At 57.1% G+C, this 23,800-nt stretch carries 22 protein-coding genes and 1 pseudogene; 15 read left to right on the top strand and 8 right to left on the bottom strand.

What is annotated here, in order from left to right; translation table 11 throughout:
- Positions 1-13 precede the first annotated feature (13 nt).
- Positions 14-1,555 carry an MASE1 domain-containing protein gene (locus DVA44_RS18990; protein ID WP_114387818.1) on the bottom strand — a complete coding sequence of 514 codons (1,542 nt, stop codon included), beginning with the start codon at positions 1,553-1,555 and terminating at the stop codon, positions 14-16.
- Positions 1,555-2,184 carry a response regulator transcription factor gene (locus DVA44_RS18985; RefSeq protein ID WP_114387817.1) on the bottom strand — a complete coding sequence of 210 codons (630 nt, stop codon included), beginning with the start codon at positions 2,182-2,184 and terminating at the stop codon, positions 1,555-1,557. The genes DVA44_RS18990 and DVA44_RS18985 overlap by 1 nt, the downstream gene beginning before the upstream one ends.
- Before the next feature lie 306 nt (positions 2,185-2,490).
- Between DVA44_RS18985 and tauA the strand changes: the two genes are divergently transcribed.
- The 4 genes from tauA to tauD are packed head-to-tail and all read left to right on the top strand — an operon-like array spanning position 2,491 to position 5,903.
- Positions 2,491-3,453: a taurine ABC transporter substrate-binding protein gene (gene tauA, locus DVA44_RS18980; protein WP_114387816.1), complete on the top strand. Its 963-nt coding sequence runs from the start codon at positions 2,491-2,493 to the stop codon at positions 3,451-3,453.
- Between the two features lie 10 nt (positions 3,454-3,463).
- Complete coding sequence (gene tauB / locus DVA44_RS18975; RefSeq protein ID WP_114387815.1) at positions 3,464-4,231, top strand: taurine ABC transporter ATP-binding subunit; 768 nt, start codon at positions 3,464-3,466, stop codon at positions 4,229-4,231.
- Positions 4,228-5,055 (top strand): taurine ABC transporter permease TauC, encoded by an 828-nt coding sequence (gene tauC, locus DVA44_RS18970; protein WP_114387814.1) that lies wholly within the window; start codon positions 4,228-4,230, stop codon positions 5,053-5,055. Before tauB ends, tauC begins: the two co-directional genes overlap by 4 nt.
- Positions 5,052-5,903: a taurine dioxygenase gene (gene tauD / locus DVA44_RS18965; protein ID WP_114387813.1), complete on the top strand. Its 852-nt coding sequence runs from the start codon at positions 5,052-5,054 to the stop codon at positions 5,901-5,903. Before tauC ends, tauD begins: the two co-directional genes overlap by 4 nt.
- Positions 5,904-5,947: 44 nt before the next feature.
- On the opposite strand, the gene DVA44_RS18960 is transcribed toward tauD, so the two are convergent.
- Both DVA44_RS18960 and hemB read right to left on the bottom strand, forming a co-directional pair.
- Positions 5,948-7,636, bottom strand: coding sequence for a lysophospholipid acyltransferase family protein (locus DVA44_RS18960; protein WP_114387812.1), 1,689 nt, complete (start codon positions 7,634-7,636; stop codon positions 5,948-5,950).
- Between the two features lie 127 nt (positions 7,637-7,763).
- Entirely contained in the window at positions 7,764-8,738 is a 975-nt protein-coding gene (gene hemB, locus DVA44_RS18955; RefSeq protein ID WP_103823997.1) for a porphobilinogen synthase, read from the bottom strand.
- A 524-nt stretch (positions 8,739-9,262) separates the two neighbouring features.
- Between hemB and DVA44_RS18950 the strand changes: the two genes are divergently transcribed.
- Both DVA44_RS18950 and DVA44_RS18945 read left to right on the top strand, forming a co-directional pair.
- The gene (locus DVA44_RS18950; RefSeq protein WP_114387811.1) at positions 9,263-12,037 is read left to right on the top strand and encodes an autotransporter outer membrane beta-barrel domain-containing protein; all 2,775 of its coding nucleotides are present in this window, start codon (positions 9,263-9,265) and stop codon (positions 12,035-12,037) included.
- A gap of 67 nt (positions 12,038-12,104) precedes the next feature.
- The gene (locus tag DVA44_RS18945; protein WP_103823999.1) at positions 12,105-12,731 is read left to right on the top strand and encodes a helix-turn-helix domain-containing protein; all 627 of its coding nucleotides are present in this window, start codon (positions 12,105-12,107) and stop codon (positions 12,729-12,731) included.
- A 2-nt stretch (positions 12,732-12,733) separates the two neighbouring features.
- On the opposite strand, the gene ampH is transcribed toward DVA44_RS18945, so the two are convergent.
- Positions 12,734-13,891 carry a D-alanyl-D-alanine-carboxypeptidase/endopeptidase AmpH gene (gene ampH, locus DVA44_RS18940; protein WP_103824000.1) on the bottom strand — a complete coding sequence of 386 codons (1,158 nt, stop codon included), beginning with the start codon at positions 13,889-13,891 and terminating at the stop codon, positions 12,734-12,736.
- 286 nt (positions 13,892-14,177) lie between these two features.
- Here ampH and sbmA point away from each other — a divergent pair, with 286 nt between their 5' ends.
- Positions 14,178-15,398, top strand: a complete 1,221-nt coding sequence (sbmA, locus tag DVA44_RS18935; protein ID WP_114387810.1) for a peptide antibiotic transporter SbmA — start codon at positions 14,178-14,180, stop codon at positions 15,396-15,398.
- A 14-nt stretch (positions 15,399-15,412) separates the two neighbouring features.
- Positions 15,413-16,513, top strand: coding sequence for a DUF1615 domain-containing protein (locus DVA44_RS18930; protein WP_114387809.1), 1,101 nt, complete (start codon positions 15,413-15,415; stop codon positions 16,511-16,513).
- Here DVA44_RS18930 and DVA44_RS18925 read toward each other — a convergent pair.
- A complete protein-coding gene (locus tag DVA44_RS18925; protein ID WP_103824002.1) occupies positions 16,510-16,812 on the bottom strand; it encodes a DUF2755 family protein in 303 nt (100 codons plus the stop codon). The genes DVA44_RS18930 and DVA44_RS18925 overlap by 4 nt on opposite strands.
- Before the next feature lie 247 nt (positions 16,813-17,059).
- Between DVA44_RS18925 and DVA44_RS18920 the strand changes: the two genes are divergently transcribed.
- Positions 17,060-17,278: a DUF2754 domain-containing protein gene (locus DVA44_RS18920; protein ID WP_039031465.1), complete on the top strand. Its 219-nt coding sequence runs from the start codon at positions 17,060-17,062 to the stop codon at positions 17,276-17,278.
- Here DVA44_RS18920 and ddlA read toward each other — a convergent pair.
- Entirely contained in the window at positions 17,275-18,375 is a 1,101-nt protein-coding gene (gene ddlA / locus DVA44_RS18915) for a D-alanine--D-alanine ligase (protein WP_114387808.1), read from the bottom strand. The genes DVA44_RS18920 and ddlA overlap by 4 nt on opposite strands.
- 107 nt (positions 18,376-18,482) lie before the next feature.
- Here ddlA and DVA44_RS18910 point away from each other — a divergent pair, with 107 nt between their 5' ends.
- From DVA44_RS18910 to adrA, 6 genes and pseudogenes are all read left to right on the top strand, one after another.
- Positions 18,483-19,202, top strand: a complete 720-nt coding sequence (locus DVA44_RS18910) for an extensin family protein (protein ID WP_114387807.1) — start codon at positions 18,483-18,485, stop codon at positions 19,200-19,202.
- Positions 19,203-19,335: 133 nt separating this feature from the next.
- A complete protein-coding gene (locus DVA44_RS18905) occupies positions 19,336-20,544 on the top strand; it encodes a multidrug efflux MFS transporter (RefSeq protein ID WP_114387806.1) in 1,209 nt (402 codons plus the stop codon).
- 240 nt (positions 20,545-20,784) lie between these two features.
- The gene (gene iraP, locus DVA44_RS18900) at positions 20,785-21,045 is read left to right on the top strand and encodes an anti-adapter protein IraP (RefSeq protein ID WP_103824005.1); all 261 of its coding nucleotides are present in this window, start codon (positions 20,785-20,787) and stop codon (positions 21,043-21,045) included.
- Positions 21,046-21,256: 211 nt separating this feature from the next.
- A pseudogene (locus tag DVA44_RS26100) lies at positions 21,257-21,346 on the top strand (hypothetical protein); the annotation flags it as partial.
- A 48-nt stretch (positions 21,347-21,394) separates the two neighbouring features.
- On the top strand, positions 21,395-21,715 hold the full coding sequence (gene psiF / locus DVA44_RS18890) for a phosphate starvation-inducible protein PsiF (RefSeq protein ID WP_103824006.1): 321 nt from the start codon (positions 21,395-21,397) through the stop codon (positions 21,713-21,715).
- A 105-nt stretch (positions 21,716-21,820) separates the two neighbouring features.
- Positions 21,821-22,921 (top strand): diguanylate cyclase AdrA, encoded by a 1,101-nt coding sequence (gene adrA / locus DVA44_RS18885; protein WP_114388453.1) that lies wholly within the window; start codon positions 21,821-21,823, stop codon positions 22,919-22,921.
- Positions 22,922-22,935: 14 nt separating this feature from the next.
- On the opposite strand, the gene proC is transcribed toward adrA, so the two are convergent.
- Positions 22,936-23,745 carry a pyrroline-5-carboxylate reductase gene (gene proC / locus DVA44_RS18880; protein WP_114387805.1) on the bottom strand — a complete coding sequence of 270 codons (810 nt, stop codon included), beginning with the start codon at positions 23,743-23,745 and terminating at the stop codon, positions 22,936-22,938.
- Between the last annotated feature and the right edge of the window lie 55 nt (positions 23,746-23,800).

Below are 23,800 nucleotides of genomic sequence, written 5' to 3'. Positions count from 1 at the left end.
GACTTTTTCCTGGTTAGCGGTGTGTTTGTTGCAAAACTGTGGGCAGGTTAACAATTACGCGCGTGCCGCCCTGGGACTCCAGGAGGAACTCGCCGCCCAGGGCATGCACTCGCTCGCGCATCCCCTGGATGCCGAAGCCGGGGATCTGCTGTGTGCTGATACCGTTGCCGTTATCCTTAACCTCCAGCCGCAGCTGGTTATCCTGCTCACAGAGCAGGACGCTGACCTCGCTGGCGTTGGCATGTTTGCAGACGTTATTCAACAGCTCCTGGAGCAATCGATAGAGGGTGAAGACCAGGGTTTCACTCTGCGGCGGGGCGGTGAGCCGGTAGTCAAACCGACACTGAATGCCGCGCTCGGCAAAGGCGAACTCGTTCACCAGGTGGTGCAGGGCCTCGTTCAGGGAGAGCTCGTCCAGCACCGGGGGGCGAAGCTGGCGCAGCAGCTGGCGGGTGGAGTGGTGAATGCGGCGGGCCAGCTCGTTAATCTGCCCGGCGGCCTCTAACGCCTGCGGATTATCTCCCGCCCGTTTCACCAGCTGGGACTGGATCTGAATGGCGGTGATGTTCTGCCCAATCTCGTCGTGCAGCTCCCGGGCCAGGTGCTTGCGGGTATCCTCTTCGGTATGGATCAGCTTTTCGGTCAGCTCGCGTCGGGCCTGCAATTCTGCCTCCAGCCGACGACGATAGTGATCGAGGTTCATCGCCAGATGTTGCTGGCGGCTGATAGCGATCCCCAGCCCAATCCCCAGCAGCGACTGGGTGGCGAGAAAAATTTCCAGCTCCAGCAGATCGCTGAACCCTACGCCGACCTGACGGGCAATGGTGATCATCATGCTGCCCAGCAGCCCGGAGAGCACGCCCCCCTGCCAGCCGAACTTCCACGCCATCACCACGTTGGGCAGAAACACCACAATCAGCAGCAGCCGCTCCAGGGACGGGGAGAGCACCATCTGGGTGCCGATGCCGATAATAAAAAACAGGCTGCACCAGATAATAAGCGAGGTGCGCAGCGGCGGGTTGCTGGTATCGAGCCCCAGCAGATGGTAGCGATGCTGCTGGCGCAAAAACTCAAACACAAGGTAGACGAACGGCGTCAGCAGCACCCCGCCGGTAAAGGAGGCCAGCACCAGCAGCGTGGCCGGGCTTTCAAGGAACGGCGCCAGGATCAGGGTCTGGAGCAGGGCATTAAGGGTCACTGCCGCGATCAGCAGCGACAGGCGCTGCCAGTAGAGGGGATAGCGGTGCCAGTAGTGCTGCGCCAGCCACGCACTGACGGTGCCCACCAGGGGCACCACCAGCATCAGGTGATGGGTCAGCAGCTGTTCCTCGTGCAGCCAGAACATCGCCGCCAGCGGAGGGAGGATCAGCGCTGGCCAGAAGCGGCGCGAGAGCACGATCAGCAGCGCCAGATAGACGCCCTGAGGCAAAAACAGCGCCGCCTGCTGCCCGTTGCGGGTGAGGTAAAAGCTCAGCGTCCACAGCATCAGCCAGCCGGTGCCCCAGGCCAGCATAATAAACAGCGAGAGGATGAGGTGCCGCAGGGAGCGCCGCATCAGTGGCCGGTCAGCAGCTGGTGATCGAGGGCAAAGTGCACCAGCTCGATAGTGCTGTTGCACTGCAGTTTGCCCAACACGTTGGCGCGATGGACATGGACAGTTTTGTGGCTGAGCTCAAGCTGGAAGACAATCTCCTTCACGCTTTTGCCCTGGACCAGCAGCTCGAACACCTCTTTCTCGCGCGGGGTCAGCACCGCCAGCGCCTGAGACACCGGCTCGCCGCCGCGCAGGGCTTTGACCGCATCGGCGCACAGATAGTGGCCGCCCATGCCCACGGAGCGTACCGCCTGGACCAGCTCTTCCGGGCCGCAGCGCTTGGTGAGATAGCCGCTGGCCCCGGCGTCCAGCGCGCTCTGCACAAAGGCGGGAGTGTCGTAGATGCTGAGGATAATGGCGCGAAAGCCCGGGCGCTGCTGGCGCAGGCGCTTAAGCAGGCTCAGGCCGTTCTCATCGGGCATGGCGACGTCGAGCACCGCCACGTCGATGGCCTCGCGGCTAAGGGTGGGCCAGGCCTCTGCGGCGCTGCTGTACTGGCCTTCCACCACCAGATCGTCTTCCAGATTTAACAGCTGGGCGAACCCGGAACGTACCACCACGTGATCGTCCACCAGCACCACTTTGATCATCTCAGATACCTTTGCGAAGTTATCCGCCTATGATGCCTGTCAATGGAGGGCTGGCAATTGTGCGGCTGCGGTTATGTAACGGATGTAACAAAATTGCAATATTGCTGGCAGTGCCTTACCCGGCCTACGGCTCTTGTAGGCCCGGCAAGCGCAGCGCCGCCGGGCACGGTAGATCGCACAAAATTCACTATCTATTGCCGCTTTTTTTCTAAAAACGATTCGGCATTAACGATGCTTTTTAATTCCTTTATCAAAATTCTCGCCGCGGAAATACTGCCTCCATAACAACAGAGGGGAGCAGACACCATGGCAATTTCATCGCGTTTTTCATTACTCGGCGCCCTGGCGCTGTGGGTATTCCAGGCGCAGGCGATAGATGTCACCGTCGCGTATCAAACCTCCGCTGAGCCCGCAAAAGTGGCCCAGGCGGATAAAACCTTTGAGAAAACGAGCGGCGCCAACGTGGACTGGCGTAAGTTCGACAGCGGCGCGGCCATCGTGCGGGCGCTGGCCTCCGGCGACGTGCAGATTGGCAATCTCGGTTCCAGCCCGCTGGCGGTCGCCGCCAGTCAGCAGGTGCCGATTGAAGTCTTCCTGCTGGCCTCGCAGCTCGGTAATTCCGAAGCGCTGGTGGTGAAGAAAAACATCACGAAGCCAGACGATCTGATCGGCAAACGCATCGCGGTGCCCTTTATCTCCACCACCCATTACAGCCTCCTCGCCGCCCTGAAACACTGGGGGATCAAGCCGGGGCAGGTGGAGATCATCAACCTGCAACCCCCGGCGATCATCGCCGCCTGGCAGCGTGGCGATATTGACGGAGCTTATGTCTGGTCCCCGGCGGTAAACGAACTGCAAAAGGACGGCAGCGTGCTGACCGACTCCGCCCAGGTGGGCCAGTGGGGATCGCCAACCCTGGACGTGTGGGTGGTGCGTAAAGACTTCGCCGAGAAACACCCGGAGGTGGTGAAAGCCTTCGCCAGAAGCGCCATCGACGCTCAGCAGCCCTACATTGCCAACCCGGATGAATGGCTGAAACAGCCCGCTAACCTCGAAAAACTGGCCCGCCTGAGCGGGATGCCGGAAGCCGATGTGCCGGGTCTGGTAAAAGGCAATACCTACCTGACGCCTGCCCAGCAGCTGCAGCAGCTGTCAGGCCCGGTGAATAAAGCGATTGTTGATACCGCAGGCTTCCTGAAAGAGCAGGGCAAAGTGCCCGCGGTGGCGGCGGACTACAGCCAGTACGTGACCGATCGCTTTGTGAAGTAAGGAGGGCCGGATGCTGAATATTACAAGTCTCTACGCCGATTACGCTGGCAAGCATGCGCTGGAGGATATCAACCTGACGCTGGACAGCGGCGAGCTGCTGGTGGTGCTCGGCCCGTCCGGCTGCGGGAAGACCACGCTGCTGAATCTGATCGCCGGGTTTGTACCTTATCAGCATGGCGCTATCCAGCTGGCAGGGAAAAAGGTAGTAGGACCCGGTGCCGAGCGCGGTGTGGTCTTTCAGAACGAAGGGTTGCTGCCCTGGCGTAACGTGCAGGAGAACGTCGCCTTCGGCCTGCAGCTGGTGGGCGAATCACGGGAAGCACGGCTGGCGATTGCCCGCGACATGCTGAAAAAGGTGGGGCTGGAGGGGGCGGAAAAACGCTTTATCTGGCAGCTCTCCGGCGGGCAACGTCAGCGCGTCGGTATCGCCCGGGCGCTGGCAGCCAATCCGAAACTGTTGCTGCTGGATGAACCCTTCGGCGCGCTGGACGCCTTTACCCGCGAGCAGATGCAAACCCTGCTGCTGCGCCTGTGGCATGAGACCGGCAAGCAGGTGCTACTTATCACTCACGACATCGAAGAAGCGGTGTTTATGGCCACCGAACTGGTGCTGCTCTCGCCGGGGCCGGGCCGGGTGCTGGAGCGTCTGCCGCTCAACTTTGCCCGCCGCTTCGTGGCGGGAGAGCCGGTGCGCAGCATCAAGTCGGACCCCGATTTTATTGCCCGGCGCGAATATGTGCTGAGCCGCGTGTTTGAACAGCGGGAGGCCTTCTCATGAGCATTGTGGTGAATGACAAAACCGCGCGCAAACGGCTGACCCTGCGCTGGCCCTTTTCCCGCTCGTTGACGCTCAGCGTCACCACCTTGCTGGTGTTGCTTGCGGTGTGGTGGGCAGTGGCGGCGGCACAGTGGATAAGCCCGCTGTTCCTGCCGCCGCCGGGCCAGGTGCTGGTGAAACTCTTTACCATCGCCGGTCCGCAGGGGTTTATGGATGCCACCCTGTGGCAGCATCTGGCGGCCAGCCTGGGGCGCATTCTGGTGGCGCTGCTGGCGGCGACGATCGTCGGGATCCCGGTGGGCATCGCGATGGGTTTAAGCCCGACGGTGCGGGGCATTCTCGATCCGCTGATCGAACTTTATCGTCCGGTGCCGCCGCTGGCGTATTTACCGCTGATGGTGATCTGGTTTGGCATCGGCGAGACCTCAAAGATCCTGCTGATCTACCTGGCGATTTTCGCCCCGGTGGCGATGTCGGCGGTGGCGGGGGTTAAAAGCGCCCAACAGGTGCGGATCCGTGCGGCGCAGTCGCTGGGGGCCAGCCGTGCCCAGGTGCTGTGGTTTGTGATTTTGCCCGGCGCGCTGCCGGAGATCCTGACCGGGCTGCGCATCGGCCTCGGCGTCGGCTGGTCAACGCTGGTGGCGGCTGAGCTGATCGCCGCCACGCGCGGATTAGGCTTTATGGTCCAGTCGGCGGGGGAGTTCCTGGCGACGGACGTGGTACTGGCAGGGATCGCGGTGATCGCCGTGATCGCCTTCGGATTAGAACTGGGGCTGCGCGCGCTACAGCGTCGCCTGACGCCCTGGCATGGAGAGATACAATGAGTGAACGTCTGACCATTACCCCGCTGGGGCCGTACATTGGCGCACAGATTTCCGGCCTGGATGTGACCCGCCCATTAAGCGATAACCAGTTTGAGCAGCTCTATCACGCGGTGCTGCGCCATCAGGTGGTATTCCTGCGCGAGCAGGCGGTGACGCCCCAGCAGCAGCGCGCCCTGGCGCTGCGGTTTGGCGATCTGCATATTCACCCGGTCTATCCCCATGCCGAGGGCGTGGAGGAGATCATCGTGCTGGATACCCATAACGATAATCCACCGGATAACGACAACTGGCACACCGATGTCACCTTTATCGAGACCCCGCCCGCCGGGGCGATCCTTGCGGCGAAACGGCTGCCGGAGAGCGGAGGGGATACGTTGTGGGCCAGCGGCATTGCCGCCTTCGAGGCGTTATCCGCCCCGTTACAACAGCTGCTGAGCGGCCTGCGGGCGGAGCACGATTTCAAAAAATCGTTCCCGGAGTATAAGTACCGTAAAACGGAAGAGGAGCACCAGCGCTGGCGCGAGGCCGTTGCAAAACACCCGCCGCTGCTGCACCCGGTGGTGCGCACCCATCCGGTGAGCGGCAAACAGGCGCTGTTTGTCAACGAAGGCTTCACCACGCGGATTGTTGACCTGAGCGAGAAAGAGAGCGAGGCGCTGCTGGGGTTCCTGTTTGCGCATATCACTAAGCCTGAGTTCCAGGTGCGCTGGCGTTGGCAGGAGAACGATCTGGCGATCTGGGATAACCGGGTGACCCAGCATTACGCCAATGCCGATTACCTGCCGCAGCGGCGGATAATGCATCGGGCAACGATTTTAGGGGATAAACCATTTTATCGTGCCCCATGACAGAGGCACCCGTAGGCCCGGTAAGGCGAAGCCGCCACCGGGCGCTACAAATGGGCTTCGATATACCGCTGATAACGGCTGGCTTTCAGATAACACAAATCCACCAGCACCAGCCCGTCCACGCAGTTGTTAAACGCCGGGTCGCTGCCAAAATCGATAAACTGCACGCCGCCGGGCTCGCACAGCTCGGAATATTGCTTGTACAGCGGCGGGATGCCGCACCCCAGATTACCAAGCAGTGACTTCAGCCGGGTCAGATCCTCCACATAATCTTCGCCACTAAACTGCGCCAGCACGTCGGGCAATGAGGCGGGATACGGTCGGCGCGAGGTCGCCAGCGGATGAGTGGCCGGGAACCAGAGCCGGTAAAAGGCCACCAGCAGATCCCGCGCCGCAGGCGGTAATCCCCCAGAGATGGAGACCGGCCCGAACAGGTAGCGGTAGTGCGGATAGCGCGCCAGATACGCGCCAATCCCGGACCACAGGTAGTCGAGCCCGCGCCGTCCCCAATAGCGCGGCTGAATAAAGCTGCGCCCCAGTTCAATCCCGTGCTCCAGGATCTCCTCCATGTCGTCGCCGTAGTGAAACAGACTGTGGCTGTAGAGCGCATCTCGTCCCTGCAAGGCGGTGGGCATAAAGCGGTAGGCGCCGACAATCTCCAGATCGTCGTCATCCCATAAAATCAGGTGCAGATAGTCATCGTCATAGCGATCGGTATCGCGTCGTTTACCGCTGCCTTCGGCCACGGCGCGAAAAGCAATTTCCCGCAGGCGGCCCAGCTCGCGCAGGATCGGCGCCTCTTCCTGGCCGTTGCGCTGCCACAGATAGATGCTTTTGCCATCGGCGGTGGTGCCCAGACACTCCGCCTGCGCCAGCTCGCGCTTCAGGATCGCACGATCTTCCGGGCGGGCAATGGCGGACTCACTTTTGAACACGCCCGGCAGCCCTTTGCCGAGACGCAGCACGTGCTGGCGGCACTGCTCGGCCATCTCCCGGGCGGAGAGCGTAGGGCTGTACCAGTGGTGCCAGCCGATCTGCTGACCGATTTTCACCGGCAGGCGGCTGTGGCGACGGCGAAACATCTGCTGCATCAGCAGCAGCATCGACAGGTCTGGAGAGAGCAGGGTGCTCGCATAAAACAGCAGGCTGTTGCGGGCGTGGATATGGACCGGCAGCAGCGGGGCGCGGAATTTGCCCGCCAGCTTGATAAAGCCGGGTTGCCACTTTTTATCGCGGATCCCGGTGCGCGTGGGGCGGGAGACTTCCCCGGCCGGGAAGAAGATCAGTACCCCACCATTTTGCAGGTGCAGCTCCATCAGGGCGAACGACGATTTCCCTGTCCGTCCGCCCATATTATCCACCGGAATAAACAGCGAGCTTAACGGCGCCAGATGCGTCAGCATGCGGTTGGTCACCACTTTCACGTCCCGGCGTACGCGGGAGATGGCATACAGCAGCGCCAGCCCGTCCAGCGTACCGGTGGGGTGGTTCGCGATAACAATCAGCGGGCCGTGGGCGGGTATCTGTTCGAGGTCGTGAGCCGGAATGGTACAGAGGATATCAAGATGCTCCAGAACCTGTTCCACCATATCGAGCCCTTTCAGGTGACGGTGGTCGGCGGCAAACTGCTGAAACTCCTCTTCGTGTAAGAGCTTCTTTAACAGGTTTTTTTGCCAGGGTGCAGGTTTTGCCTGCGGCCAAAGATCATCGAGAACGCTGTCGAGACTAAACATGGTGGCTCCTCCTCCTGTTCTGCTGAGACAGTAGAAGCGCCAGATGTCGATTGTATTGCAGAGGAGTGAAGCTTGTGTTGTGGGCCCGTAGGCCGGGTAAGGCGAAGCCGCCACCCGGCAATACGGATTAACGCAGAATTTTCTTCTCGGCCAGATCCAGCGCGAAGTAGCTGAAGATCAGATCCGCGCCGGCGCGCTTGATCGCCCCCAGACTTTCGAGGATCACTTTCTCTTCGTCGATCGCCCCCGCCTGGGCGGCGAATTTGATCATCGCGTACTCGCCGCTCACCTGATAGGCGCCCAGCGGCAGCTCGGTGCGCTCGCGAATATCGCGCAGGATATCCAGATACGCGCCAGCCGGTTTCACCATCAGGCAGTCAGCACCCTGCGCTTCGTCGAGCAGCGATTCACGGATCGCTTCGCGGCGGTTGAGCGGGTTCATCTGGTAGGTTTTGCGATCGCCTTTCAGCGCGGTGCCCGCCGCTTCACGGAACGGACCGTAGAAGGAGGAGGCGAATTTGGTGGAGTAGGACATGATTGCGGTATCGGTGAAGCCCGCGGCGTCCAGCGCCTGGCGAATGGCCTGCACCTGGCCATCCATTGCGGCAGATGGCGCGATAAAGTCAGCGCCTGCGGCGGCAGCCACGACGGCCTGTTTGCCCAGGTTCTCCAGGGTGGCATCGTTATCCACGCCGTGATCGCACAGCACGCCGCAGTGGCCGTGGGAGGTATATTCGCAGAAGCAGGTGTCGGACATAACGATCATCTCTGGCACCGCCTGTTTGGCGATGCGCGACATACGCGCCACCAGACCGTCCTCTTTCCAGGCATCGCTGCCGGTGGCATCGGTATGGTGGGAGATCCCGAAGGTCATGATTGAGCGGATGCCTGCGTTAGCAATGCGTTCGATTTCGCGCGCCAGATGCTTCTCAGGAATGCGCATCACGCCTGGCATGGCGTCGATGGCTTTGTAGTCGTCGATCTCTTCTTCAACAAAAATCGGCAACACCAGATCGTTCAGGGACAGGGTTGTCTCTTCAAATAATGCGCGCAACGCCGGGGTTTTGCGCAGGCGACGGGGACGAGCAATTAAATCGGTCATGATATGCCTGAGGTAGTGAATCGAAGAGGAACAGTGTACCTGAAATGCAGCCGGACTGTTTTACTAAAGTTGTCGTTTAGGTAGAGAATGCTGGGCGGTGGGAGCGGTATTATTTATGGCTTTATATTTTACACCCTGAAATAAGTTTACATTATAAAGTCTCGCGATAATTAATAGAACCTGGATATAGGTATCCCTGGTAATATCTTAATCCTTCTCATTGTTTTTTATAAACGCTCTTATCATTTATATATTATATTTCTTGTTCGCTTTTATTTAATAATTCCCGATGATCTTTCGCCTTGTGTTTCTTTTCTTTCGAATGAATTTAAGCTGCTGTTATTTATGCTTTTTATTATTATTTTTTATATTTTAAAAAGTGCGTGGCTTATATTGTCTGTTTTCGGACATAATTGCTGCATTCATTGAACTATTTTCTTCAGGGACTGCATAATTCTCCTCGCAATATATTTGCACTGTATTTACGGACAAACTTGCTTACGTCCCTGAGGAGGGATGACCCAATGCAAACATGGAAAAAGAAATTTGTTGTATCTCAACTTGCATTAGCCTGCACGCTGGCTATCGCTTCTCAGGCCAATGCAAAAGATATTTCTGGTAGCACTTATAACACCTTTGGATATGATAATACGTCTACCTCCGCCTGGTATAACGGCTACACCGACTGGAATTACTCCAGTGCGACACATGACAACGATATCTATCCTGTCATTAACAAGTCGACAGTAAACGGCGTTATCTCAACGTATTACCTTGATGATGGTGCGGGCGGGCATGCCAATTCGCTGTCAATTTCCAACAGCACAGTCAACGGTATGATCACCTCCGGTTGCATGACCACCGAATGTGCTGGCGGTTTGAATGCAGATGGTACAACGCATAACCAGTACGATCGTTTTAGTCTGAATGTCGACAATTCAACCATCAATGATACCTACGAGCACTACGCGTATGACGTCGTTGAGGGTACCAACACAACCACCCGTTACTGGGATACTTACGCGCTGGGCAATGCCATTACCCTCGACGTAGAATCTGACATCGTTATTCAAAACAACTCCCGCGTGGCCGGTATCAACCTGACTCAGGGCTATCACCAGCTGGATAACACGCCGTATGATTCTGTGACCGGCATTGAAGACAACGGCCATGTCTTTACCAACACCCTGCAGGTTAAAGATTCGGTTGTCACCTCCGGCGCATACAGCGATCTGGGCACCAACGGTTTTTACGGTCAGTCGGCGAAACCAAGCGATTACGGCGAGAGCAACGCCACGGCTGCGGATGATGCAGCGCTGATCGTCAGTGCCAGCAGCGCAGATAACGCCATGCAGACTACGGCTAACTTCGATCACTCCACGCTGACCGGCGATGTGTTGTTCACCAGCACCTTCGACAACAACTTCTATCCAGATGGCGATCCGGCTACCGACACCACTGCTGACAACGTCTACAACCCGACCACTAACGGCTGGGATGGTACTGACAAACTGGATCTGACCCTTACTAACGGCAGCAAGTGGGTCGGCGCAGCCGTCTCCAGCGTCGAGGCGATTGGACCTTCTCAGATGTATGGTCTGGGCTACAGCAGCGTCGACTGGCGTAGCCTGGAGCCAAACAGCATCTGGCCTGGCTCCACCTTCAACAGTAATGGCCATCTGGTGGGCAATCAGGTTTATCAGAGCGGTCTGTTCAACGTCGCGCTGGATAACGGTTCCGAATGGGATACCCGTAAGCAATCCAACATTGACAAGCTGACCGTCAACAACCGTTCACAGGTCAATGTAGAAAACTCCGGCTTACTGGCTGACAGCATCACTCTGACCAACGCGTCGACCATGAACATCGGCGATTCCGGTGCTGTGGCAACCGACAGCCTGTATCTCGACAGCGCAAGCCGGACCACCCTGACTCAGGAAACCGCGGAGCTGTATGCCAACACCATTACCGTGGATAACCATGCTGAACTGGCGCTGGGTCTGGGCCAGGTCGACACTCATAAAATGGTGCTGACCGATGGTGGTGTGCTGAATGTTGCCAGCCGTGATTATGTGTTCAATTCCGATCTTAACAATGCTCGCTATATCACCAATGATATCCACCAGGCCGATTACGATTACGGGGTGATCGCCCTGAACTCTGACGGTCATCTGGCGGTGAACGGTGAAGTGTCCGGTAACTATAAAGTGCGTCTGGATGACGCAACCGGCGCGGGTTCTGTCGCTGACTACAAGAATAAGGAAATTATTCGCGTCTACGATAATAACGCCGATACGCAGGCCAGCTTCACCGCAGCCAATAAAGCGGATCTCGGTGCTTATACCTATCAGGCACAGCAGCAGGGCGATACCGTAGTGCTGCGTCAGGAGCGTCTGACTGATTACGCCAACATGGCGCTGAGCATTCCATCTGCCAACACCAACATCTGGCATCTGCAGCAGGATGCGCTCGCTAACCGTCTGACCAACAGCCGTCATGGCTTGGCAGACAACGGTGGCGCATGGGTGAACGTCTTCGGCGGTAATTTTGACGGCGATAACGGCACTATCCATTACGATCAGGACGTTAGCGGCATCATGGTGGGCCTCGATACCCATATTGATGGCAATAACGCTAACTGGATCTTCGGTGCGGCAGCAGGCTTTGCGAAAGGCGATATGAGCGACCGCAGCGGTCAGGTGGATCAGGACAGCCAGACTGCAATGCTCTATTCCGCCGCGCGCTTTGCTAACGATGTCTTCATCGATAGCTCTCTGAGCTACTCGCGCTTCAATAACGATCTCTCAGCGAACATGAGCAATGGTGAATATGTCGATGGCAATACCACGAATGACGCCTGGGGCTTTGGGCTGAAACTGGGTTACGACTGGAAACCGAACACTGCCGGTTACCTGACCCCATATGCAGCCATCTCCGGTCTGTTCCAGTCTGGGGATGACTACCGCCTGAGCAACGACCTGCGTGTGGGAAGCCAGTCTTACGACAGCATGCGTTATGAAGCCGGTATCGATGCAGGTTATACCTTCGGCTATGGCGGCGATCAGGCGCTGACGCCGTTCTTCAAACTGGCCTACGTTTATGACGATGCCGGTGAAGATGCCAAAGTTAATGGCGACAACATCGATAATGGTGTGAAAGGCTCTGCGGTACGCGTAGGCCTGGGAACCCAGTTCAGCTTCACCAAAAACTTCAGTGCATACACTGATGCTACCTATCTGGGTGGTGGTGATGTCGATCAAAACTGGGGCGCAAATCTGGGTGTGAAATACACCTGGTAATATGTCTGATACGGGGAGGCTTGCCTCCCCGTTGTTATAGCGTCAGTTAAGGATGACTTGAGATCTCATGAACCGTTATGCAAAACCCATTTCTGAGTTCTCCCGACTTGAACAGTGCCTGGTGGCGCACAGCACGCCATTTACGCTTCCTGCAATGCATCCTGTCTTCGAGGATTGCGATAAAGAAAATGAAAACGCAGTAGTGCTGCAGTCGGGCACGCTCAGTATCCACCGTCAGCAGGACGATCTGCTGATAGAGATTGTCACCGCACCTTATATCTTCGGGCTCAATGCCGGCATGATGGGCTGCAGCACCGAATACCTGCTGGTGGCACAATCCCCCTGTACTGGTTTCTGGTTACCCGCATCCGGGGCCCGTCATCTGATCCAGCAGGCCGGTTTATGGTCAGATGCCTTCTGCTGGCTCTCCTGGCACCACCGGGTAATGGAGATCCGCGACAAACAGCTGGTGGGCAACAATTCGTACAGTCAAATCCGTTCCACGTTGCTGGATATGGCCCAGTGGGATGAGACGCTGCGTATGCGGGTGGGGGTAATGAATTATATCCAGCGCCGCACACGTATTTCGCGTTCCGTGGTGGCAGAAGTGCTTGCAGCGTTACGCCAGGGGAACTACATCACCATGGACAGGGGCAAACTGGTCAGAATCAACCACTTGCCCGCTGAATATTAGCGTCAGGATGCCGGGATAACCCGCGGTTTATTCTCGCTCAGCTCCACCACCAGCTGGTTAACGCCGTCGCTCATGTTGACGAAACGCGTGAGCGGCGAGCGCGTCACCACCACAAACACCCCCACGTTAGATTGCGGGATCATCGCCATATAGGTGATAAATCCGCCGCCACCGCCGGTTTTCTGAATGATGCCAGGACGCCCATTTTTAGGCGCCATATAGACCCAGCCAAGACCCAGCGCGTCCGCGCGGCCTGGTACATCCATCCCGATCACCCGGCTTAACTGGCTGCGTTGATAGATCAGGGTCTGCATTCTGTCGGCCTGGTTGCTGCGCGCGTAGAAATCAGAGGAGAGGAACTGCTGCATCCAGCGCATCATGTCGCCAGGGGTGGAGTAAACCCCGCCGCTACCGACCGCCGCCAGCGTGTTATTACACGGGCTGGCCCCTTTTTCCGCCACCATCAGGCGTTTGCATTGATCGGGAGAGGGGGTAAAGGTGGTATCTTTCATCCCCAGCGGGCGGGTAATCTGCTCTTCGAACAGCTGCGCATAGGGCTTGCCCGCGGCGTTGCCGAGCGCATCGGCCAGCAGATCGAACGCCAGGTTCGAGTAGGCGGCCTGCGAGCCCGGGGACGATTTCAGGGTGGCCGTCGACAGCCAGTTCCAGCGCTGCTCGCGGGTTGGCCAGACGAAGACCGGACGATGGGCTGCGCCGCCAGGCTGTTCGCGTGGCAGGGCGCTGGTGTGCGTAGCCAGGTTGACGAGCGTAATCGGCGCGCCCTGATATGTCGGCACCCGGGCGCCCGGTGGCGCATATTTACTTAACGGATCGTTGAGCTTGACCACGCCCTGATCGAGCAGTTTCACCAGCATCTCACTGGTCATTAACTTGGTCAGGGAGGCGATGCGCACCACAGAATCGAGCTGCGGATGGATATTATTGCCCGGGCGCGTTTCGCCAAAGCTGCGGAATACGCGCTGGTTGCCGTCAATCGCCACCAGAGCCATCCCCGTTGCGCCACTTCCGTAAAAAATATGATTCGCGTAGCGATCAACCACATCGGAGGCAAAAGCCGGGTCGGCGATCGGCTCGACAGCCTGCGCGCTGGTGAGGCTGGCCGTAAACAGCGCGGCGGAGAGGAACAGACAACGTTTCAACGAAAGTATCCATGAAGTGAATGAAAAAGTATGCGTATTTATACTACTAAACACCATAATGCAAAGGCCATAACAGCATAACGATAGCGTGAAAAACGTAACCGCGGGTAAATACGAACAATTTCGTTATTACCCATCTCCTGTTTTGTGACATTGCGCTTATGATACCTGCCAGGTTCATTGGCTTTTCCGCTCGGGTGGCGGTTGACGGCGAACTAATACAGGGCCCACAGGTCTGATAATCCGTCGTCCACAGCAGTAGCGATAACTACAAGAAGGAAGCGTTATGTTTAAGTCGTTTTTCCCAAAACCGGGACCCTTTTTTCTCTCGGCCTTTATTTGGGCTCTGATCGCGGTCATTTTCTGGCAGGCGGGTGGCGGAGCCTGGTTTGAGCGTCTGGTTGGCGCTACGGGTGATGTGCCGATCAGCGCGGCACGTTTCTGGTCACGCAGCTATCTGATTTTCTATGCCTATTATGCGTTCTGCGTTGGGGTGTTTGCCCTGTTCTGGTTTGTCTACTCGCCGCACCGCTGGCAGTACTGGTCGATTCTCGGCACCGCGCTGATTATCTTCGTCACCTGGTTTCTGGTGGAGGTGGGCGTGGCGGTCAACGCCTGGTATGCCCCGTTCTATGACCTGATCCAGACCGCGCTCAGCGCGCCGCACAAAGTCTCTATCAATCAGTTTTATCATGAAGTTGGCGTATTCCTCGGTATCGCGCTTATCGCCGTTGTTATCGGTGTGATGAATAACTTCTTCGTCAGCCACTACGTCTTCCGCTGGCGTACCGCGATGAACGAACACTATATGGCCCACTGGCAGCAGCTGCGCCATATTGAAGGTGCAGCCCAGCGTGTGCAGGAAGACACTATGCGCTTTGCCTCCACGCTTGAGGATATGGGGGTCAGCTTTATCAACGCCATTATGACCCTGATCGCCTTCCTGCCGGTTCTGGTCACGCTGTCGGCGCACGTGCCGGACCTGCCGATTGTGGGTCATCTGCCCTATGGCCTGGTGATCGCCGCGATTGTCTGGTCGCTGATGGGCACCGGTCTGCTGGCGGTGGTGGGGATCAAACTGCCGGGGCTGGAGTTCAAAAACCAGCGCGTTGAGGCCGCCTACCGTAAAGAGCTGGTTTACGGCGAAGACGATGCCAGCCGCGCCTCGCCGCCAACGGTACGTGAGCTGTTTGGCGCGGTGCGCCGGAACTACTTCCGCCTCTATTTCCACTACATGTATTTCAATATTGCCCGCATTCTGTATCTGCAGGTAGATAACGTTTTCGGTTTGTTCCTGCTGTTCCCGTCGATTGTAGCCGGTACGATTACGCTGGGTCTGATGACGCAAATTACTAACGTGTTTGGTCAGGTACGCGGGTCGTTCCAGTATCTGATCAGTTCATGGACCACGCTGGTGGAGCTGATGTCCATCTATAAACGTTTACGCAGTTTTGAACGTGAGCTGGATGGTCAGGATCTTCAGGAAGTTACCCATACGCTGAGCTGATACAGGGAGCTGTTATGTCTTTTACCGTACCGCGCGCATTACCTTTTTCCCTGCTTGCCGCCCTGGTGCTGGCCGGGTGTGCTGAGCAAGGGGCTGCGCCGCTGAAAAAGGGCGAAAAGCCCGTCGACGTGGCAAGCGTGGTGCGGCAAAAAATGCCCGCCACGGTAAAAGACCGGGACCAGTGGGCCTCGGCGCTGGCGAAAACCTTTGAGAGCCAGAAGATTGCCCCTACCGAGGAGAACATCTGCTCGGTGCTGGCGGTGGCACAGCAGGAGTCGCTGTATCAGTCCGATCCGGCGGTGCCGGGGCTGAATAAAATCGCCTGGAAGGAGATCGATCGTCGCGCCGAAAAACTGCACATCCCGGTGTTTCTGGTCCACACGGCACTGAAGATCAAATCGCCAAACGGCAAGAGCTACAGCGAGCGGCTGGATACGGTGAAAACCGAGAAGCAGCTCAGCGCCATCTTCGACGATATGATCGGTACGGTGCCGATGGGGCAGACCCTGTTTGGCTCCCTGAATCCGGTGCATACCGGTGGTCCAATGCAGGTCAGTATCGCCTTTGCCGAAAAGCATACCGACGGCTATCCGTGGAAAATCGAGAACACGGTTCGCCAGGAGGTCTTCTCCCTGCGCGGCGGCCTGTGGTTCGGCACTTACCATCTGCTGAACTACCCCGCCAGCTATACGGTGCCGCTCTACCGCTTTGCTGACTTTAACGCGGGCTGGTATGCGAGCCGCAATGCGGCGTTCCAGAATGCCGTCAGCCGCGCCAGTGGGGTGAAGCTGGCCCTGGATGGCGATCTGATCGCCTATGGCAGCAGTAACGCAGGGAAGACGGAGCTGGCGGTGCGCATGCTTTCAGGCAAGCTGGACATGAGCGACAGTGAGATCCGTCGGCAGTTGGAGAAGGGCGACAGCTTTGCGTTTGAGAAAACCGAGCTCTATCAGCAGGTATTTAAACTGGCGGAGCAGAAGAGCGGTAAGGCGCTACCGAGAGCGATGCTGCCGGGGATCCAGCTTGAGAGCCCGAAAATCACCCGCAATCTGACGACAGCCTGGTTTGCCCAGCGCGTTGACGATCGCCGGGCAAAATGCATGGCGCTCAACTAGCGATAACGGCGCCAGCGCACGTAGAGGGCAACGGCGCCCAACACCATGAGCCCGACAAGGAAGGGGATCAACCCGAAGACGGTGCTGACGCCGAGCCCAATCTCAACGCGCGGGCGACCGCTCTCTTCAACCTGCATCAGGTGCTCATAGACGCCGGGTGCATGCACAAGAATATTCAGCAGCTGTGAGCCAGCCCAGAAGCAGAACAGCACAAACAGCGCGTATGCAATATTTCCTGCCGTGGAGGTTTTTGGTTGCCTGGTGTTGAAGATGGGCTTTGACATCGTAAAATCTGCCATACATACCTCCGAGTGTTCTGACTGGCTATGTGCCTGTTGTACACGTCAAGTTTGACAGCTCATGACCGTTGTCAATATCGGAATGATGGTAATTTAGCCCAGAGAATTCTCCTGGTTTGCCGAATTCTGCCGCGCATCACAGATTTTTTACTTAAGTGAAATCCTGCCCACTTTTCAGATTTTCCGCATAGGCCGCAGACCTGGGGACAAATCTGTGCGAGGATAGATTTTTTCTTCTGGAGCGACCATGAAACTGCCTGCCAAAATTCGCCGTGACTGGCATTTCTACGCCTTTGCTATTGGGCTTATCTTTATTCTGAATGGGGTGGTGGGGCTGCTGGGCTTCGAAGCGAAGGGCTGGCAGACTTATGCGGTGGGGCTGGTGACCTGGGTTGTCAGCTTCTGGCTGGCGGGGTTTATTATTCGCCGTCGCCCGGAAGAGACGACGGCGAACGACGCGGATTAACCGTTTACTGAAATCTGCAGGGCGCTGTCAGCGGCATGTCGCTCCAGCGCCAGCTCAATCAGGCGGGTGATCAGATTCGGGTAGCTGAGGCCACTGGCCTGCCACAGTTTCGGGTACATGCTGATGTTGGTGAAGCCGGGCAGGGTGTTGATCTCATTGATCACCACGCGGTTGTCCGCCGTTAAGAAGACGTCGACGCGCGCCATACCGCGACAGCCCAGCGCCTGATAGGCTTCGATGGCAATTGCGCGGATCGCGTCGTTAACGTCAGCATCCAGCGCCGCGGGTACCACCACCTGCGCACCCTTGTCATCAATGTACTTGGTGTCGTAGGAATAGAAGTCGCTGTTCAGCACCACTTCGCCGCAGGTACTGGCCTGCGGAAAATCATTGCCCAGCACCGCGCACTCAATCTCACGCCCTTTAATTCCCTGCTCAACCACCACTTTATGATCGAAGGTGAACGCCAGACGTACCGCTTCGCTGAACTGCGCTTCGCTGTTCACCTTGCTCACGCCAACGGAGGAGCCCTGGTTCGCCGGTTTGACAAACAGCGGCAGGCCAAAGCGGGCGCTCAGATCGGCAAAGGTGTGCTGCTCGCGGTTGGCGCGGGTCAGGGTAACAAACGGCGCCACGTTCAGGCCGGCGTCACGCAGCAGGCGTTTAGTGACATCTTTATCCATGCAGGCGGCGGAACCGAGGACATCGGAGCCGACGAACGGCAGGTTCGCCATGCGCAGCATCCCCTGCAGGGAGCCATCTTCACCCAGCGTGCCGTGGACAATCGGGAAAATGACATCGAGCTGTGAAAGCGACTGTCCGGTACCGGCATCGATAAGCTGGCCCTTCGTCACACCCGGCACGGTGGCAACGCTGACCTCAGACGGATTCAGCGCTATATGCGCCGGATCGTCGGCGTTAAGCAGATAGCCCTGCTCGTCGTTAATGTGCCATTGACCCTGTTTATCAATGCCCAGCAGCACGACCTCAAAGCGGCTCTTATCAATCGCGTTAACGATATTTTTGGCCGATTGCAGCGACACTTCGTGCTCTGCTGATTTTCCCCCAAAGACAATACCTACCCGCAACTTCGCCATCACGTACACTCATCCACTCTGACTCAAAACGCTTACCATATCACGATGCCCGGCGGGATTCGCCGCCTTCTGCCATAATGTTTTGGCACATCGTTTCAGGAGGATGAGTGAAAGGGAAAAGCCTGATTATCTGTCTTGTTATCATCGCCGCGGCCATTGCGGGCTACCGCTGGCTGCCGTCTTATTACAACCCGTTTGCACCGCTCACGCTTGAGGATCCCCCCGGCACCCTGACCCAGTTTAAGCTCCGTCGCCTGACGCCTGAGCATTGTGATGTGCTGCTGGCGCAGGCCAATGCGCGTCAGCTGATCCGCACCCAGGCGGTGGCCGACACTACGGGAGAGTGTCCGCTGAGTGATGTGGTGCGCGTGCGTAGTTTTGGCCCCGTCAGTCTTAGCAGCAGTTTTCTTGCCAGCTGCCCGCTGGCGCTCAGCTCGGCGCTGTTCGTCAACCAGCAGGCCCGGCCCATCACCGAAACCATGATGGGCAGCGGTCTGTCGCGCATTGACCATTTCGGCAGCTTTGCCTGCCGCAATATCTATCACCGCGCCAACGCCCGGCGCAGCGAGCATGCCACCGCCGAGGCGCTGGATATCAGCGGCTTTACCCTGGAAAACGGTCAGCGAATTTCGGTCTTGCGCGGCTGGAAGAGTGCCTCCACCGAACCCTGGCTGCGTGCGCTACTCAGTGCCAGCTGCGGCTATTTTGGTAACGCCCTCGGCCCGGACTATAACGCCGCCCATGCTAACCACTTTCACCTTGGGATACGGGGATTTGGCTACTGCCCGCAAAGCATAAATCACCAGCAAAAAGGCGAAAATATGTGACATATTTCACAAATATGATGACTGGGAAGATAAAACCCCAAAGAGACGCTGGGCGCATCTCTGACAACGTCCGGTGAAAGGTAACTTGCTAATCTGATAACGAATTTACGTAATATGAAGACAGTACCCGCCTATGGAATCCTGGAAAGTTAACCTCATTTCGGTCTGGTTCGGTTGTTTTTTCACCGGCCTTGCCATTAGCCAGATTTTACCCTTTTTGCCGCTGTACGTGTCCCAGCTGGGCGTCTCTTCCCACGAAGCGCTGTCGATGTGGTCGGGCCTGACCTTCAGCGTCACCTTTCTGGTCTCGGCCATCGTCTCGCCCATGTGGGGTAGCCTTGCAGATCGCAAAGGGCGCAAGCTGATGCTGCTGCGCGCCTCGCTGGGGATGGCGATTGCGATCCTGCTTCAGGCCTTTGCGACTAATGTCTGGCAGCTGTTCCTGCTGCGTGCACTGATGGGCCTGACCTCCGGCTATATTCCAAACGCGATAGCGCTGGTGGCGTCCCAGGTTCCCCGGGAGCGCAGCGGCTGGGCCATCAGTACTCTGTCGACGGCGCAAATCAGCGGCGTGATCGGCGGCCCGCTGATGGGCGGTTTTCTGGCAGACCATGTAGGTCTGCGCGCGGTGTTCCTGATCACGGCGGTCCTGCTGATGGTAAGTTTTCTGGTAACGCTGTTTCTGATTAAAGAGGGGGCTCGCCCCACCGTCAGCAAGGCGGAGCGGCTGAGCGGCAAGGCGGTATTTGCCTCGCTCCCTTATCCGGGGCTGATGATCAGCCTGTTCATCACCACCATGGTTATCCAGCTTTGCAACGGCTCGGTGGGGCCGATCCTCGCGCTCTTTATTCAGTCGATGGCACCCGAGAGTAATAACATCGCCTTCCTCAGCGGGATGATTGCTGCGGTGCCGGGCATCTCCGCATTGATGTCCGCCCCACGTCTGGGCAAGCTCGGGGACCGCATCGGCACCGGGCGTATTTTGATGGCGACGCTTATCGTGGCGGTGGTGCTCTTTTTCGCCATGTCCTTTGTCACCACTCCGTTGCAGTTGGGCGTGCTGCGCTTTTTACTTGGCTTTGCGGATGGCGCCATGCTGCCCGCCGTGCAGACCCTGCTGATTAAGTACTCCAGCGATCGGGTCACCGGGCGAATCTTCGGTTATAACCAGTCGTTTATGTATCTGGGGAATGTTGCCGGTCCGTTGATGGGGGCCGCGGTCTCGGCGATGGCCGGTTTCCGCTGGGTATTTGCCGCCACCGCCGTGGTGGTGCTGGTAAACATCCTGCAACTGGCGTGGGCAATGCGCCAGCGCCGCCGGCAGGAAGTCCGCCGCTCTTAATGTAGCTATATAATATATTGTGATCTGGCCGCCATTATCATTTATGTGAAATGGCGGTTCTTGTTTTTAATTCAGGCTACACAGGAAAAGCAAAATTTAATTTAAGTCTCATTTTTCCCGGTCGTATGGAAACTAATTTATGAGCGGTGTGGGGTTTGCTTAAAAATAGTACTTTTACCCACTTTGCAAGTCTCAATCATAATGATAACGTCGGAAAAAACTTGATAAGGAAATAGCACTGTGAAAAATCTTATTGCAGAGTTGTTAGTTAAGCTGGCAGAAAAGGAAGAAGAGTCAAAAGAGCTGGTGGTTCAGGTTGAGGCGCTGGAAATAGTGGTTACTGCCCTGCTAAGGCAGATGGCGCAAAGCGATCAACAGGCGCTGATTGCAAGCGTTGAAGGCGCGCTGGATGAGGCGAGGCCAGATGCTCAGGTTCCGGCCGAGGACAGCGAGATGCTGCAGCAATACGTAAAAAAGCTGCTACGGCACCCGCGCAGTTGACCGGTTATTTGACCTGAGTTGTTGTCAAAGAACCGTCACCCCGGTTGCCTGTCATCGCTCTGTTTTATTTTTATCTATTCCGGACTGGAAAAAATAAGTGAAACAGAGCGTACTTTATATTGCATGACTTCCCGCCTGCTGTTTACCCCCACAATCTATGCTGAAAATGGCGCATCGACCGCGCTATCGGGATATCACCCAGCCACTGGTCCAACATATTATTCTGCTTATTAGCGACGGAATGGGCGACGCCGAAATAAACGCCGTGCGAAATTATCCCAAAGGTGCGGGTGGTTTTTTTAGCAGTACGAACCAGACTTAAGGAGATCATTCACAGAAGGAAAGTGCTATGAAAATCACACTACTGGCGACCCTGCTCCTTGGCCTGTTCTCACTTGCTCCGGCGGGGGCGCAAGATCAGCCGCTCACACCGCAACAGCAACGTATGACCACCTGTAATCAGCAGGCGACCGCCCAGGACCTGAAGGGCGACTCCCGTAAGACCTACATGAGCGATTGCCTGAAAAACGCCTCCTCTAAACCCAACGAAAAAAGCCTGACGCCGCAACAACAAAGGATGCGTGAATGCAACTCCCAGGCGACCCAACAATCCCTCAAAGGGGACGATCGGAGTAAGTTCATGAGCGCCTGCCTGAAGAAAACCGGCTAGTTCAAAAGGGTGAGCGTTCCGTTTGGCTCACCCGAAATATCATACTTAGCGCCAGATAAGCCTTTCTATAATTTGGGAAAATGCTTTTGAGTGTTCCCAATGACCATGAATGATGAAAACATTTACAACAAAGTCTATGCCCGGGAAGGAATAAATCTGGCGCTTTCGGCGGATGAGCATCATCGCTCAGGAATTCGTCTGGCCCGTCGTTTACGGCTCCCGCGTGCGGCGGGTCTGGCTTTTCTGTTTTTCCCTGTTGCCAGCGTGCTGACCACGCAATCGGTCAACGGCGTCTGGTGGCTTTTGCTGGTTGGCTGGGTCTTTGTCTGGCCCCATCTGGCCTGGCAACTGGCGATGCGTTCTGCCGATCCCTACCACAATGAGATGTTTAACCTCAAAGTCGATTCCATTATGGCCGGGGTGTGGATTGGGCTGATGGGCGTTAATGCCATGCCCACCGCGGCACTGGTTATGATGATGAGCATGAACCTGATGGGCGTGGGGGGGCTGAGGCTCTATGGCACAGGGGCATTGATGACCGCGCTGGCGGCGCTGGTTACCCTGCAACTGATGCACATTCCGGCAGGCTTCCTCAGCACCCCGCTTGAGATTTGGCTCGCGCTGCCAGGGATCATTGGTTATCCGATGCTGTTTGCCTGGGTCAGTTTCCGTACAACCAGCCGTCTGGTGGAACATAAGCGCCGTCTTGAGTTGATGAGTACCCTGGATGGGATGACAGGGGTATATAACCGCCGTCACTGGGAAGTGTTGCTGCGTACGGAATTTGAAAACTGTCGTCGTTATCACCGGAGCGCCACGATCCTGCTGATCGATATCGATCACTTCAAAGGCATTAATGACACCTGGGGCCATGATGTAGGCGATCAGGCGATTATCGCCGTGACCCGCCAGCTACAGTTGACGTTACGCGCCAGCGATATGATTGGCCGCTTTGGCGGCGATGAGTTCGCGGTGATCATGAGCGGGACGCCTGCGGAAAACGCCATTGCGGCGATGTCGCGGGTCCATGAACGGCTGGCGGAACTGCACCTGCCGGGTGCTCCGCAGGTAAAGCTCCGCATCAGCGTCGGTGTTGCGCCGCTCACGACGTCAATGGTGCATTATCAGGAATGGCTGAAAGCGGCGGATATTGCGCTCTATAAGGCAAAAAATGCCGGACGTAACCGTACCGAAGTGGCCGCCTGACGTCCGGCTGTCGATCAGGATTTACTCAGCAGCTCTGACTTTTCCATGCACTTGTTCATGGCTTCAATGACCGCTGCCCGGAAACCGCGCTCCTCCAGCACCCGCACCGCTTCAATGGTTGTGCCGCCCGGAGAGCAGACCATATCTTTCAGCTCGCCCGGATGTTTTCCGGTTTCCAGCACCATTTTGGCGGAGCCCATTACCGCCTGCGCTGCAAATTTATAGGCCTGCGCACGCGGCATCCCGCCCAGCACTGCAGCATCTGCCATCGCTTCGATAAACATAAACACGTAGGCGGGTGCTGAACCGCTGACGCCCACCACCGGGTGGATCATCGCCTCGGCAATCACTTCGGCTTCCCCGAAACAGCGGAAAATATTGACGACATCGGCAACCTCTTCGGCGGTCACCAGCGCGTTAGGGGTGATGGAGGTCATGCCCGCTTTTACCAGCGACGGCGTGTTAGGCATGGCGCGGACGATTTTACGGTCATGGCCCAGCGCGCGCGCCAGCTGATCGAGGGTGATGCCTGCCGCGATAGAGACCACCAGCGTCTCTTTATTGAGGCTGGAGGTGATGTCGCTCAGGACTTTCACCATCATGTTCGGCTTCACCGCGCCGAAGACGATATCGGCCACCTGGGCCACTTCCTGGGCGCTTTGCGCGGCGTTGATCCCGTACTGGTCGTGCAGGGCGGCTACCTTGTCTGGTGATGGGGTGTAGACCCAAATCTGGCCAGGCTGCACCTGACCGCTGGCAATCAGACCGCCGAGAATGGCTTTGCCCATATTACCGCAGCCGATAAAACCGATTTTCTTCTCCATCACGTCCCTCTCTTAGGCTTTGTTATGATTGTGGAACTTTAGCCTATCGCGGTTT

The sequence above is a fragment of the Leclercia sp. W17 genome, from assembly GCF_003336325.1.
Lineage (GTDB): Bacteria > Pseudomonadota > Gammaproteobacteria > Enterobacterales > Enterobacteriaceae > Enterobacter.
Note: the sequence above shows the minus strand (reverse complement) of the source record. Positions and strands in the feature narration are given on the sequence as shown.

Coding starts and splice junctions, on each gene's coding strand:
- DVA44_RS18990 (WP_114387818.1), bottom strand. CDS start 1,555: ATGCGGCGCTCCCTGCGGCACCTCATCCTCTCGCTGTTTATTATGCTG.
- DVA44_RS18985 (WP_114387817.1), bottom strand. CDS start 2,184: ATGATCAAAGTGGTGCTGGTGGACGATCACGTGGTGGTACGTTCCGGG.
- tauA (WP_114387816.1), top strand. CDS start 2,491: ATGGCAATTTCATCGCGTTTTTCATTACTCGGCGCCCTGGCGCTGTGG.
- tauB (WP_114387815.1), top strand. CDS start 3,464: ATGCTGAATATTACAAGTCTCTACGCCGATTACGCTGGCAAGCATGCG.
- tauC (WP_114387814.1), top strand. CDS start 4,228: ATGAGCATTGTGGTGAATGACAAAACCGCGCGCAAACGGCTGACCCTG.
- tauD (WP_114387813.1), top strand. CDS start 5,052: ATGAGTGAACGTCTGACCATTACCCCGCTGGGGCCGTACATTGGCGCA.
- DVA44_RS18960 (WP_114387812.1), bottom strand. CDS start 7,636: ATGTTTAGTCTCGACAGCGTTCTCGATGATCTTTGGCCGCAGGCAAAA.
- hemB (WP_103823997.1), bottom strand. CDS start 8,738: ATGACCGATTTAATTGCTCGTCCCCGTCGCCTGCGCAAAACCCCGGCG.
- DVA44_RS18950 (WP_114387811.1), top strand. CDS start 9,263: ATGCAAACATGGAAAAAGAAATTTGTTGTATCTCAACTTGCATTAGCC.
- DVA44_RS18945 (WP_103823999.1), top strand. CDS start 12,105: ATGAACCGTTATGCAAAACCCATTTCTGAGTTCTCCCGACTTGAACAG.
- sbmA (WP_114387810.1), top strand. CDS start 14,178: ATGTTTAAGTCGTTTTTCCCAAAACCGGGACCCTTTTTTCTCTCGGCC.
- DVA44_RS18930 (WP_114387809.1), top strand. CDS start 15,413: ATGTCTTTTACCGTACCGCGCGCATTACCTTTTTCCCTGCTTGCCGCC.
- DVA44_RS18925 (WP_103824002.1), bottom strand. CDS start 16,812: ATGGCAGATTTTACGATGTCAAAGCCCATCTTCAACACCAGGCAACCA.
- DVA44_RS18920 (WP_039031465.1), top strand. CDS start 17,060: ATGAAACTGCCTGCCAAAATTCGCCGTGACTGGCATTTCTACGCCTTT.
- ddlA (WP_114387808.1), bottom strand. CDS start 18,375: ATGGCGAAGTTGCGGGTAGGTATTGTCTTTGGGGGAAAATCAGCAGAG.
- DVA44_RS18905 (WP_114387806.1), top strand. CDS start 19,336: ATGGAATCCTGGAAAGTTAACCTCATTTCGGTCTGGTTCGGTTGTTTT.
- psiF (WP_103824006.1), top strand. CDS start 21,395: ATGAAAATCACACTACTGGCGACCCTGCTCCTTGGCCTGTTCTCACTT.
- adrA (WP_114388453.1), top strand. CDS start 21,821: ATGAATGATGAAAACATTTACAACAAAGTCTATGCCCGGGAAGGAATA.
- proC (WP_114387805.1), bottom strand. CDS start 23,745: ATGGAGAAGAAAATCGGTTTTATCGGCTGCGGTAATATGGGCAAAGCC.